Annotated in this window: 13 protein-coding genes and 1 other RNA gene; 9 read left to right on the plus strand and 5 right to left on the minus strand. The window is 51.5% G+C overall.

The window, feature by feature from the left end:
- Positions 1-239: 239 nt before the first annotated feature.
- Positions 240-1,847 carry an L-aspartate oxidase gene (gene nadB / locus AC6I8K_RS14095; protein ID WP_497826925.1) on the plus strand — a complete coding sequence of 536 codons (1,608 nt, stop codon included), beginning with the start codon at positions 240-242 and terminating at the stop codon, positions 1,845-1,847.
- On the opposite strand, the gene trmN is transcribed toward nadB, so the two are convergent.
- The gene (gene trmN, locus AC6I8K_RS14100; protein WP_064739588.1) at positions 1,844-2,593 is read right to left on the minus strand and encodes a tRNA(1)(Val) (adenine(37)-N(6))-methyltransferase TrmN; all 750 of its coding nucleotides are present in this window, start codon (positions 2,591-2,593) and stop codon (positions 1,844-1,846) included. The two genes, nadB and trmN, sit on opposite strands and share 4 nt — an antisense overlap.
- 141 nt (positions 2,594-2,734) lie before the next feature.
- On the opposite strand from trmN, the gene srmB reads away from it, so the two are divergent.
- On the plus strand, positions 2,735-4,063 hold the full coding sequence (gene srmB / locus AC6I8K_RS14105) for an ATP-dependent RNA helicase SrmB (RefSeq protein ID WP_483815983.1): 1,329 nt from the start codon (positions 2,735-2,737) through the stop codon (positions 4,061-4,063).
- Between the two features lie 188 nt (positions 4,064-4,251).
- Here srmB and grcA read toward each other — a convergent pair whose 3' ends face one another.
- Positions 4,252-4,635, minus strand: a complete 384-nt coding sequence (gene grcA / locus AC6I8K_RS14110) for an autonomous glycyl radical cofactor GrcA (protein WP_061718019.1) — start codon at positions 4,633-4,635, stop codon at positions 4,252-4,254.
- 264 nt (positions 4,636-4,899) lie between these two features.
- On the opposite strand from grcA, the gene ung reads away from it, so the two are divergent.
- Complete coding sequence (ung, locus tag AC6I8K_RS14115; RefSeq protein ID WP_497827252.1) at positions 4,900-5,577, plus strand: uracil-DNA glycosylase; 678 nt, start codon at positions 4,900-4,902, stop codon at positions 5,575-5,577.
- Positions 5,578-5,624: 47 nt separating this feature from the next.
- Here the strand turns inward: ung and grpE are convergent, their stop codons facing one another.
- On the minus strand, positions 5,625-6,203 hold the full coding sequence (gene grpE, locus AC6I8K_RS14120; protein ID WP_483815984.1) for a nucleotide exchange factor GrpE: 579 nt from the start codon (positions 6,201-6,203) through the stop codon (positions 5,625-5,627).
- Between the two features lie 122 nt (positions 6,204-6,325).
- Between grpE and nadK the strand changes: the two genes are divergently transcribed.
- The 3 genes from nadK (at position 6,326) to bamE (ending at position 9,486) form a co-directional block, all read left to right on the plus strand.
- On the plus strand, positions 6,326-7,204 hold the full coding sequence (nadK, locus tag AC6I8K_RS14125; protein WP_497826926.1) for an NAD(+) kinase: 879 nt from the start codon (positions 6,326-6,328) through the stop codon (positions 7,202-7,204).
- Positions 7,205-7,289: 85 nt separating this feature from the next.
- Positions 7,290-8,951 carry a DNA repair protein RecN gene (gene recN, locus AC6I8K_RS14130; protein WP_483815985.1) on the plus strand — a complete coding sequence of 554 codons (1,662 nt, stop codon included), beginning with the start codon at positions 7,290-7,292 and terminating at the stop codon, positions 8,949-8,951.
- A gap of 187 nt (positions 8,952-9,138) precedes the next feature.
- Positions 9,139-9,486, plus strand: coding sequence for an outer membrane protein assembly factor BamE (gene bamE, locus AC6I8K_RS14135; RefSeq protein ID WP_064739594.1), 348 nt, complete (start codon positions 9,139-9,141; stop codon positions 9,484-9,486).
- Positions 9,487-9,540: 54 nt separating this feature from the next.
- Here the strand turns inward: bamE and AC6I8K_RS14140 are convergent, their stop codons facing one another.
- Complete coding sequence (locus tag AC6I8K_RS14140; RefSeq protein WP_064739595.1) at positions 9,541-9,831, minus strand: RnfH family protein; 291 nt, start codon at positions 9,829-9,831, stop codon at positions 9,541-9,543.
- On the minus strand, positions 9,824-10,258 hold the full coding sequence (locus tag AC6I8K_RS14145; protein WP_008101549.1) for a type II toxin-antitoxin system RatA family toxin: 435 nt from the start codon (positions 10,256-10,258) through the stop codon (positions 9,824-9,826). Before AC6I8K_RS14145 ends, AC6I8K_RS14140 begins: the two co-directional genes overlap by 8 nt.
- A 159-nt stretch (positions 10,259-10,417) precedes the next feature.
- Between AC6I8K_RS14145 and smpB the strand changes: the two genes are divergently transcribed.
- The 3 genes from smpB to AC6I8K_RS14160 all read left to right on the plus strand — a co-directional run bounded on the left by smpB (position 10,418) and on the right by AC6I8K_RS14160 (position 12,269).
- A complete protein-coding gene (gene smpB, locus AC6I8K_RS14150; protein WP_007886141.1) occupies positions 10,418-10,900 on the plus strand; it encodes an SsrA-binding protein SmpB in 483 nt (160 codons plus the stop codon).
- 44 nt (positions 10,901-10,944) lie between these two features.
- Positions 10,945-11,307, plus strand: a transfer-messenger RNA (tmRNA) gene (ssrA, locus tag AC6I8K_RS14155).
- 107 nt (positions 11,308-11,414) lie between these two features.
- Positions 11,415-12,269, plus strand: a complete 855-nt coding sequence (locus AC6I8K_RS14160; protein ID WP_064739599.1) for a PA4780 family RIO1-like protein kinase — start codon at positions 11,415-11,417, stop codon at positions 12,267-12,269.
- Positions 12,270-12,731: the final 462 nt, after the last annotated feature.

A 12,731-nucleotide genomic window follows, 5' to 3' on the forward strand; every position in this document is an offset into this window, starting at 1 on the left:
GCACCGATAATCGCTGGCAGAGTACCTTATGACGCCGTCATTTTCACCTTTATTACCTGAATTTTCAGAGTGTTTGATATAAAAAACACATTCAGTTCAATTTCAGAGTTAACTTACTGAATTCACGTTAATATCTACACCAGATAAAGAATTCCCCGCCGCAGATTGTTCAAAATACTTCACAACTTCCCCATCCCGGCTTATGCTCAAACGACCTTTTGTTTAGTAAATTAAACAGCATGACTTCTCTCCCAGAATATCAGTGTGATGTACTCATCGTAGGCAGCGGTGCGGCAGGTTTATCGTTAGCGCTGCGCTTAGCGCCGCATTATCAGGTTACCGTGCTGAGTAAAGCGCAGGTCAATGAGGGCTCAACGCTGTATGCGCAGGGCGGGATTGCGGCGGTGTTTGATGAAACAGACAGCATCGAATCACACGTTGAAGACACGCTCGTTGCCGGAGCAGGCTTATGCGACCGCGATACGGTGAGCTTTATCGCCAGCAACGCGCGTCACTGCGTGCAATGGCTGATTGATAATGGTGTGGCATTCGATAAAGAACCGCAGGTTGACGGCGAAGCACGTTACCATCTCACACGCGAAGGCGGGCACAGTCACCGCCGTATCCTGCATAGCGCGGACGCCACTGGACGCGCGGTGGAAACCACGCTGGTGAGTCAGGCGCTGAGCCATCCCAATATTCGTATTATCGAACGCACCAATGCGGTGGATTTGATTCTCTCCGATAAGCTTGGTTTGCCCGGGAAACGTCGTGTAGTCGGCGCGTGGATCTGGAACCGCAAGCGCGAAAAGGTGGAAACCTGTCGCGCGCGCGCCGTGGTATTAGCCACTGGCGGCGCAGCGAAAGTGTATCAATACACCACGAACCCGGATGTGGCCTCCGGCGATGGGATTGCAATGGCGTGGCGTGCGGGTTGCCGCGTGGCGAACCTCGAATTCAACCAATTCCATCCCACCTGCTTATTCCATCCGCAAGCGCAGAACTTCCTGCTAACCGAAGCGCTACGTGGTGAAGGAGCATGGCTGTTGCGTCCAGATAGTACGCGTTTCATGCCTGACTTTGATGAGCGGGCTGAACTGGCGCCGCGCGATATTGTTGCGCGCGCAATCGACCATGAGATGAAACGCCTGGGCGTCGATTGCATGTATATCGACATTAGCCACCAGCCGGAAAGTTTTGTGCGCGCGCACTTCCCGATGATTTATGAAAAATTGCTGACCTTTGGCCTGGATCTCACTAAACAGCCGATTCCGATAGTGCCTGCAGCGCATTACACCTGCGGCGGCGTGATGGTTGACCAGCAAGGACGCACAGACGTTGACGGCCTTTATGCCATTGGTGAAGTGAGCTACACCGGCTTACATGGCGCAAATCGCATGGCTTCTAACTCCCTGCTGGAGTGCCTGGTTTACGGTTGGTCAGCGGCAGAGGACATGATCGCTCGCCTGCCGGATGTCGCTGCGGTGGAACATCTGCCCGCGTGGGATGAAAGTCGCGTTGATGATGCCGATGAGCGCGTGGTGATTCAACACAACTGGCATGAACTGCGGCTATTTATGTGGGACTACGTGGGCATTGTGCGCACCACCAAACGTCTGGAGCGCGCACTGCGGCGCATTAATTTGCTGCAGCAGGAGATCGATGAGTATTACGCACATTTCCGCCTGTCTAACAATTTGCTGGAACTGCGCAATCTGGTGCAGGTTGCCGAACTGATGGTGCGCTGTGCGCTGGCGCGCAAGGAAAGTCGCGGGCTGCACTTTACCCTCGACAATCCCGAGCTGCTGGATGAGGCGTTACCCACCATCCTGCAGCCTGAGCGCTAGCGAAACAGGTAGAAATCTTTAACCAGGCTTAGCCAATCCGCTGAATAGCTTTTATCTTCATCACGAATAGCGAGACGTTCCTGTAACGTTTCGCCTGAGGTCGGTGAAAAACCTAACACCACACGATTTGGTGGACGCTGGGCATAGGCGGCGACATCGTAGCGATAACGCAGGTACCAGCCGTCCGCCAGCGCCAGTGAAGTCAGCGCTTCGCCGGCTTCTGCAGGCAGCACCACGCAAAAGAGCCCTTCTTCTTCAATCAACTGCGCAGCACAGCGCAGTAGCGTGTGATGATCAAGTGTTGCAGTGCTGCGCGCGGTATCACGCGCCACGCTGCCCGTTGCCATGCCGGGCGCAAAAAAGGGCGGGTTACTGACAATCAGCGAAAAGCGTTTTTCACACTGCTCGCTCCAGCTGACAATATCCTGATGGTGCACATGGATGCGATCCGCCCACGGCGAAGCCTGCATATTTTCCTGCGCCTGCTGCGCAGCGCTGGCTTCCAGTTCAACCGCATCAATCTCAACCTGATCTGACGTGCGTTGGGCCAGCATCAGCGCGATCAGTCCGCTACCACAGCCAATGTCGAGGATGCTCCGTGCACCTGCAATCGGTGCCCATGCACCGAGTAAAACGCCATCTGTGCCCACTTTCATTGCACAGCGATCGTGCGCCACGAAAAATTGCTTGAAGGTAAAACCATCTTTTCTTAACGTCGGCCGCGCCGGCGGTTGGTCCTGAGACATACTTCACTACCATTGAATTTTTTACTGCCGAAAGTGTAACGTGGTGGCGATAGGAATTCACCTGCGCCTGTAATACCTACACAAACAGATGAAGATTATATTCGTTCTGTCTATAATCAGCGCCCCAAACTGAGGTAGACCATGACCGTAACCACATTCTCCGAACTCGAACTCGACGAAAGCCTGCTACAAGCTTTGCAGGAAAAAGGCTTTACTCGCCCTACTGTTATTCAGGCCGAGACCATTCCTGCCGCGCTGGAAGGCCGTGACGTTCTGGGTTCGGCTCCAACCGGGACGGGGAAAACTGCAGCATTTTTGCTGCCCGCTTTACAGCATTTGCTCGATTTCCCGCGCAAAAAATCAGGCCCGCCGCGTATTCTGATTGTGACTCCCACCCGCGAACTGGCAATGCAGGTTGCCGATCACGCGCGCGAACTGGCTAAACACACGCATCTGGATATCGCGACCATCACCGGTGGCGTGGCATATATGAACCATGCCGAAGTGTTTAGCGAAAACCAGGATATCGTGGTCGCCACCACCGGCCGTTTACTGCAGTACATCAAAGAAGAGAACTTTGACTGCCGTGCAGTTGAAACGCTGATTCTCGATGAAGCTGACCGCATGCTCGATATGGGCTTCGCGCAAGACATCGAAACCATCGCCGCTGAAACTCGCTGGCGCAAACAGACGCTGTTGTTCTCGGCGACGCTTGAAGGCGAGCATATTAAAGATTTTGCCGAGCGTTTGCTGAACGAGCCGGTGTTTATTGAGGCCGACCCAAGCAAAAGCGAACGCAAAAAGATTCAGCAGTGGTATTACCGCGCCGATGATCTTGAGCATAAAAACAAGCTGCTGATTCACCTGTTGAAACAGCCCGATGCCACGCGCGTTATCGTATTTGTGCGTAAACGCGAGCGTCTGCACGAACTGGTCACCTGGCTGCATGAAGCGGGCATTCGCACCAGCTATCTTGAAGGCGAAATGGTGCAGGTAAACCGTAACGAAGCGATCAAACGTATGAATGATGGCCGCGTTAAGGTGATGATCGCCACCGACGTTGCCGCACGCGGTATCGATATTGACGATATCTCGCACGTCATTAACTACGATTTGCCGCGCACCGCCGATACCTATTTACACCGCATCGGCCGTACCGCACGTGCGGGTCGCAAAGGCACGGCAATTTCTCTGGTTGAAGCACACGACCACGTGCTGCTGGGCAAAATCACCCGTTACGTAAATGAGCCCTTAAAGGCGCGAGTGATTGATGAGTTGCGTCCAGAAAGCCGCGCACCCAGTGCCAAAGTGACCGGAAAACCGTCGAAAAAGGCGCTTGCGAAGCGTAAAGAGCTGAAAGAGAAAGAAGAAGAGAAACCGCGCGTTAAAAAACGCCATCGCGATACCAAAAATGTCGGTAAACGCCGCAAGCCAAGCGGCAGCAATACACCAGAGTCCGGTGCGGAATAAAACAGCACATGTCCTATCTAATCGCCTCCTTTGGGGCGATTTTTTTATTTAAGCGTAGCGAAATAACGCTTTGGCTATGAATTTCACTTCAGCCCCCCTTTCTCCCTAAACCAATGCCATAAAAAAAGCCGCACCAATCTGCACTGGCGCGGCTTGTATTGCTGTGTGTCTTTTCGTCAGCGCTGCAATTACAGGCTTTCGGTGAATGTACGTGTAATCACGTCACGCTGCTGCTCTGGCGTCAGCGCGTTAAAGCGTACGGCATAGCCGGAAACGCGAATGGTTAATTGTGGGTATTTTTCCGGATGCTTGACAGCATCTTCCAGCGTTTCCCGGCGCAGCACGTTAACGTTCAGATGCTGACCACCTTCAATACGCACCTGTGGTTTCTGCTCAAGTGGAATTTCACGGTAAGCGATTTCACCAAGGTCGCTGATAGCAACAACCTGGTCTTCTGCGAAATCCCCTTTCGCGCACAGGCAGCGCGCTTCAGCTTTATCATCGTCCAGCAGCCAGAAAGAGTTCAACAGCTGTGGATTATTTGCCTGAGTAATTTGAATGCCGGTAATCATAGTAGTTCTCCAAGGCTTTACGTTGTCGCAACAGGACAACGAGGTTCATTACGATATGGAATGCTGTGGTATATCACTGCATGAAACCCGCCGTTTTGACCTGTATCAATTTCCCCCCAGCGCAGTTCATTCCTTAAAATCTAACAATCTGATTTATAACAATTTCAAAATTAACTTTTTGCGTAAATTTTCAAATTATTTTTACCCTTCTGCTGTCGAGTCCGACACGTTAAGCTAGGCGCACTATTTTGCAGGGAGTCAATGATGGCTGAGAAGCTGACCTGGCACGACGTGCTGGCTGAAGAGAAAGAGAAACCTTACTTTGTGGAAACCCTAAAAGCGGTCGCCAATGAACGCGCTGCAGGCGTAATGGTTTATCCGCCACAGAAGGATGTGTTTAATGCCTTTCGGCTAACCGAACTGGGCGATATCAAAGTGGTGATTTTGGGTCAGGATCCCTATCACGGCCCAAACCAAGCGCACGGACTGGCATTTTCCGTCCAGCCGGGCGTGGCGATCCCACCGTCACTGCTGAATATGTACAAAGAGTTAGAACAGGATATTCCGGGCTTTGTGCGTCCAAGGCATGGTTTTCTTGAAAGCTGGGCGACGCAAGGCGTGATGCTGTTGAACACCGTGTTAACGGTGGAAGCCAGTAAGGCACATTCCCATGCGCGCTTTGGCTGGGAAACCTTTACCGATAACGTCATCAGCGTGATTAATCAGCATCGCGAAGGCGTGATTTTCTTGCTATGGGGTTCGCACGCGCAGAAGAAAGGCAGCATCATTGATACGCAACGTCATCATGTGCTGAAAGCGCCGCACCCTTCTCCGCTCTCTGCACATCGAGGCTTCTTTGGCAGTAAACACTTCTCGCAGGCTAATGCGCTGCTGAGCCAGTCGGGTCAAAGGCCGATCGACTGGATGCCCGTGCTGCCTTAAAAATACAAACGGCCGCATTACGCGGCCGTTGTCATTACAGCAACCAATTAGCTTTTCGCTTTAGTCACTGCAACCATCGCCGGACGCAACAGGCGACCGTTGAGGGTATAACCGCGCTGCATTACCATCAGTACGTGATTTGGCGCCATATCCTCTGATTCCATCATTGACATTGCCTGATGAATTTCTGGATTGAACGGCACGTTGGTTTCACCCACAACTTCCACGCCAAACTTACGTACTGCGCCCAGCAGCGATTTAAGCGTCAGCTCGATACCTTCAATCATCGAAGCCAGTTCAGCATTACCTTTATCTGTTACTTCCAGCGCGCGCTCCAGGCTATCGATCACGGGCAGCAACTCGTTGGCAAATTTTTCCAGCGCAAACTTGTGCGCCTTTTCCACATCCATTTCAGCACGGCGACGGATATTTTCGATCTCCGCCTGCGCACGCAACTGTGCATCACGCACGCCGGTCTGCGAAACGGCTAACTCGGCTTCCAGTTGCGCGATACGCTCATCACGTGGATCCACCTCAGCGGTTGTCTCTGCGTCCACGTGCTGCTGATCCTGTTGAATTTCGTCTGAGACTTGCTCGTTTGGGGTGTTCTGTTCTTTACTACTCATGAATTTCTCCGCGTTTTGCACATTCATCTCGCTGGTTGGCTTATTATGGGGATCAGTTTGACGGTTTCAAGTAAACCCATCACATTGCCTGGCCGTTTTGGCTTATAAGGAACTCGCGCTAAATGAACAAACACTTTAACTGCATCGGGATTGTCGGCCATCCGCGCCATCCTACCGCGTTAACCACCCATGAAATGCTCTGGTGCTGGCTAACGGCAAAGGGTTATGAGGTGATTGTTGAGCAGCAGATTGCGCGCGAACTGGATTTGAAAAATGCCCAAACCGGCAGCCTGGCCGACATTGGCCAACGTGCCGACTTGGCCGTTGTCGTTGGCGGCGATGGCAATATGCTTGGCGCCGCGCGCGTGTTGGCGCGCTATGACATCAAAGTGATTGGCATTAACCGTGGCAACCTTGGTTTTCTTACCGATCTCGATCCTGACAATGCTCAGCAACAGCTTGATGATGTGCTGCAGGGTGATTACTTTGTTGAGAGTCGCTTCTTACTGGAGGCGCAGGTGTGCAAACAAGATTGCTCACCGCGCATTGGTAGCGCCATCAACGAAGTGGTGCTGCACCCAGGTAAAGTCGCGCACATGATTGAATTCGAAGTTTATATTGATGAGGTGTTTGCCTTTTCACAGCGATCCGATGGCTTAATTATCTCCACGCCGACCGGCTCTACCGCCTATTCGCTTTCGGCTGGCGGCCCCATTCTAACGCCGTCACTGGACGCCATTACGCTGGTGCCGATGTTCCCACATACGCTTTCTGCGCGTCCGCTGGTGATCAACAGTAGCAGTACCATTCGGCTACGTTTTTCTTCCCTGCGCAGCGATCTGGAGATCAGTTGCGACAGTCAGATTGCCTTGCCGATTCAGGAAGGTGAAGATGTACTGATTCGCCGCAGCGCCAATCATCTCAATCTTATCCATCCTAAAAATTACAATTATTTTAATACGTTAAGTTCAAAACTGGGTTGGTCAAAAAAATTGTTCTGAAAATCAGCGCCGACCACTTTACTGTATAAAAAACCAGGATATACTGTATGTAAAACCATATCTGTTTTTACATACAGGTGATTCTATGCTGGCACAACTGACCATCAGTAACTTTGCTATCGTTCGTGAACTGGAGATCGACTTTCATCGGGGTATGACGGCGATCACGGGTGAAACCGGCGCAGGTAAATCTATCGCTATTGATGCGCTGGGCCTGTGTCTGGGTGGCCGCGCTGAAGCAGATATGGTGCGTCAGGGGGCGAGTCGCGCTGATATCTGCGCACGCTTCCAACTCAAAACGTCCCCTTCCGCGCAGCGCTGGCTGGTGGAGAATCAGCTGGATGAAGGCAATGAATGTCTGCTGCGTCGTGTGATTAGCGCAGATGGTCGTTCGCGCGGCTTTATCAACGGCACGTCGGTACCGTTATCGCAGTTACGTGAATTAGGTCAGTTGCTGATTCAGATCCACGGCCAGCATGCCCACCAGTTGCTGCTCAAATCCGATCACCAAAAACATCTGCTGGATGCTTATGCAGCCCACGATGATTTGCTGTCTGACATGCGTCAGCACTATCAGCGCTGGCATCAGAGCTGCCGCGCGCTGGCACAACATCAGCAGCTATCACAAGAGCGCGAATCACGTCGCGAGCTGCTGCAGTATCAGTTGAAAGAACTCAATGAGTTTGCCCCGCAGCTGGGCGAATTCGAACAGATTGATGAAGAGTACAAACGTTTAGCCAACAGCGGCCAATTGCTGTCTACCAGCCAGCAAGCGCTGCACATTCTCGCTGATGGGGATGACACCAACCTGCAGAGCCTGCTGTATAGCGCCCGCCACATGCTGGGTGAACTCGTGACGCTGGATAATAAAGTCAGTGGCGTGTTCAATCTGCTGGAAGAAGCCGCGATTCAGCTCAGTGAAGCCAGTGATGAACTGCGCCATTACTGCGAACGTCTGGACCTCGATCCCAATCGCCTGCATGAGCTGGAGCAGCGCCTGTCACGGCAGATCGCGCTGGCACGTAAGCATCATGTCTCACCTGAAACATTGCCGGTGCTTTATCAGCAACTGCTGGACGAGGCAGAGCTGCTTTCACAGCAAGAGAGCGACCAGGAAACTCTGCAGGCTGACGTTGTCGCTCACCATAAAGCCGCGTTAGCCAGTGCTGAAAATCTGCACCAACTGCGTGAGCATTCGGCACAGGAGCTGAGCCAGTTAATTACCCAAAGCATGCGTACTCTGGCGATGCCGCACGGCCAATTTGCCATTGTGCTGGAGTTTAATGCAGACCAACTCACCGCTGATGGCGCAACACGCATTGATTTCCGTGTCACCACCAACCCAGGTCAACCACTTCAGCCATTGGGCAAAGTGGCGTCAGGCGGTGAGCTGTCACGTATCGCACTGGCGATTCAGGTGATTACCGCACAGAAAATGGAAACGCCAGCGATGATCTTCGATGAGGTGGATGTCGGGATCAGCGGCCCAACCGCCGCAGTGGTTGGCCAAATGCTGCGACAACTGGGCGAGTCCACGCAGGTGATGTGCGTTACGCATCTGCCGCAAGTTGCCGGCTGCGGTCATCAGCACTTCTTCGTCAGCAAAGAGACCGATGGCGCGATGACCGAAACGCATATGCAGCCGCTGGATAAACGCGCACGTTTGCAAGAGTTGGCCCGTTTGCTAGGTGGTAGCGAAGTCACTCGTAATACATTGGCTAACGCCAAAGAACTTTTAGCTGCCTGATTCAGCACTTTTTTCCCGGCTGGTGGTCATATGCTTGCTCTGTAGAGGTTTCAAATAGCGAAAAGGTTTATTATCATCGGCAGTTATGTCGTCTGAGTAATAAAGCCTGCCGCAGGCAGAGTTCAGAATTTGATGGCAAAAAAATAGCCTGCTGAAAGGCGTTTGGCCCCAGAAAAGGAATGTATAGATGCGCTGTAAAACGCTGACTGCCGCGGCAGTAGTAATGTTGATGATGACCGCTGGATGTTCCACCCTTGAGCGCGTTGTGTATCGTCCGGATATCAATCAGGGGAATTACCTGGTCGCCAACGATGTGTCGAAGATTCATAACGGCATGACGCAGCAGCAGGTCGCCTACACACTCGGTACACCGATGATGCGCGATCCGTTTGGCAGCAACGTTTGGTATTACGTGTTTCGTCAGGAACCCGGCCATGAAGGTGTGAAACAGCAGACGCTGACGCTGACTTTCGACAGCAACGGAACGCTGACCAACATCGATAACAAGCCGAAACTCACCGGCAAAGAAGGCTAAGTGAATGGCAATAAAAAAGGCGCTTGAGCGCCTTTTTTAGTTTTTGCTTTCTGACTATTTCTTTTCAGCTGAGCGCTCTGCGCGTTGACGCCGTAACTCTTTCGGATCGGCAATCAGCGGACGATAGATCTCAATGCGATCACCATCCTGCACTGCATCACTCAATTTTACCGGGCGGCTATAAATACCGACTTTGTTCGTGCTTAAATCGATATCCTTACGCAGCAACAACAAGCCAGACGCCTTTATCGCTTGTTCAACCGTTGCGCCTTCATCTAGCGTTACGGCACGCAAATACTGCTTATCCGGCAATGCGTAAACCACTTCCACGCTGATATCAGGCACGGTAAACCTCTTTCGCGCGCTGACTAAACGCCTGCACCATGCTGTTTGCCAGCTCTTTAAAGATGCGGCCAAATGCCATTTCTACCAACATGTTGGTGAACTCAAAATCAAGGTTCAACTCAACTTTGCAGGCATCATCCCCTAATGAGGTGAAATGCCAGCCGCCGGTCAATTTACGGAATGGGCCATCCACTAACTGCATCAAGATACTTTGATTGCTGATCAGTGTATTTCGTGTGGTGAAGGTTTTACTGATGCCTGCTTTCGAGACATCAACGGCCGCGGTCATTTGATCTCCGCTGTTATCCAGCACACGACTGCCGGTGCAACCCGGCAGAAACTGAGGATACGCATCCACGTCATTCACAAGACGGTACATCTGCTCAGCGCTATAAGGGACCAGCGCTGAACGGCTAATCTGGGCCATAATGGTTCCTGTTCATCACAAAACCATTGAATAATACCATTTTCGGTTACCAAACAAAAATTCACGGCTTTGCTTGCTGTGCTAAAATGGAGTGTTTTTTACCGCCCTGCAGGACAGGGGATGCGCCCATAAACTGAGTGATGTAGACTACGCCGCACTATGACAAAGAAAAAAGTTAACAAACCCGGTTCAGCCACTATTGCCCTCAATAAACGCGCACGTCATGAATACTTCATTGAAGAAGAGTTCGAGGCGGGTATGTCGTTACAAGGATGGGAAGTTAAATCACTCCGTGCCGGTAAGGCTAACATCAGCGATAGCTACATTCTGCTGCGCGATGGTGAAGCTTACCTGTTCGGTTCTACTTTCCAGCCGCTGGCGGTGGCTTCAACGCATGTGGTGTGTGATCCCACGCGCAGCCGCAAGTTGCTGCTGAAACAACGCGAACTCGATTCGCTTTACGGACGTGTTAACCGCGAAGGCTTTACCGTGGTAGCACTGTCGATGTATTGGAAAAATGCCTGGGCCAAACTGAAAATCGGTGTGGCGCGCGGCAAGAAAGAACATGACAAGCGTGACGACGTCAAAGAACGTGAATGGAAGATGGATAAAGCACGTATTATGAAGAATTCAAAACGTTAAGTACTGGATTTCAACGTTTCTTTTCTGTAGTATTGAAATTTCTTGGGGCTGATTCTGGACTCGACGGGATTGTGAAGCCTTAGGAGCATGCCGAGGGGCGGTTTGCCTCGTAAAAAGCCGCAAAAAAATAGTCGCAAACGACGAAAACTACGCTTTAGCAGCTTAATAACCTGCTTTGAAGCCCTCTCTCCCTAGCTTCCGCTCTTAAGACGGGGATCAAGAGAGGTCAAACCCAAAAGAGATCGTGTGGATGCCTTGCCTGGGGTTGAAGCACTAAATCTAATCAGGCTAGTTTGTCAGTGGCGTGTCTGTCCGCAGCTGGCCGGCGAATGTAAAGACTGACTAAGCATGTAGTGCCGACGGTGTAGTAATTTCGGACGCGGGTTCAACTCCCGCCAGCTCCACCAAAATTCTCCATCGGTGATTACCAGAGTCATCCGATGTAGTCCTAAGAGCCCGTATGGCGCAAGCCTTGCGGGCTTTTTTGTATCTGGACTCTTTCAAGGCGACTCGCATGAAAATCCCAAATAGACTCCAGCCTCTCGTCGATGATGGCTTGGTAGATGAAGTACTACAAAGACTAAGAAGCGGCAAAGAAGCTGACGTTTATACAGTTTTAACTGGCGGCAAGATCCAATGTGCCAAAGTGTACAAGGACGCCGCGCAGCGAAGTTTTAAACAGGCCGTTCAGTATCAGGAAGGACGTAAGGTCCGTAATAGCCGCAATTCACGTGCTATGCAGAAAGGTTCCAAATTCGGACGCAAGCAGCAAGAAGAGACCTGGCAAAGCGCTGAAGTTGATGCATTGTTCCGCCTGGCTAATGCTGGCGTGCGCGTTCCGCAGCCCTACATTTGTATCGACGGCGTATTGTTGATGGAACTGGTCACAGATGCTGAAGGCCTGGTCGCTCCACGCCTAAGCGATGTGTTCTTGTCCGAAGAGAACGCCATGAAGGATTTCGATACTATGATCCGCAATATCGTGCGCATGCTATGCGCCGGCATTGTTCATGGCGATCTGTCAGAGTTTAACGTGCTGCAAGACGCCAACGGGCCAGTGATCATCGACTTGCCACAGGCTGTTGATGCTGCAGCAAACAACCATGCTGAGTCGATGTTTGAACGTGATGTGAATAACATCACCGCCTATTACGGGCAATTTGCTCCACAAATTTTGCAGACACGCTATGCGAAAGAGATCTGGCAGTTATATGAAGACGGAAAGCTGACACCAGAAACGCCGCTCACCGGTCTCTTCGTTGAAGAGTTGCATGAAGTGGATATGAATTCACTAATGGATGAGATCATCTCCGCCGAAGATGAGTTCTACGATCGTCAGCGAGCCGCTAAAGAACGCGATGAAGAATAGACGCAGCTCCATACTCAGGCAAACTCGTCATGAACGCTTCTGCAGTCGCGTTTTTATTGCCAGCCGGATTCCATAACGTTACCAGCGTAACGTTCAATCCCTGATTGCCGACTTTGGTGCGCAATTGCTGCACATTGCGCCACTGTTGAGCCTGAAAAGGCGTCGATAGAAATTCTTAGCTCGCGCCTCTTTCCACAAACGTTGCAGGATGGCGCGCTTGTTAACGAACAAGGATTTTCCAGAAATTGGCAGGCGTCGGCTAATTTGTTCATCGTTAACTGGATGCATCGACAACTGCGGCATCAGCGACAAATTAAGCAGCGTCGCTGGCTGAGATTGATCGTGTAAATGCTGCAGAGCCGTCGCTAAGTTGGCTCCCCTCTCTTCCCGCAACAACCTAAAATGCTATCTACTGGTGATTTTTCCAACGAAACTAGACCTTTTTCATTCCTGGTTTATTCT

Source organism: Pantoea sp. X-Soil-ISGK-421, from assembly GCF_059730785.1.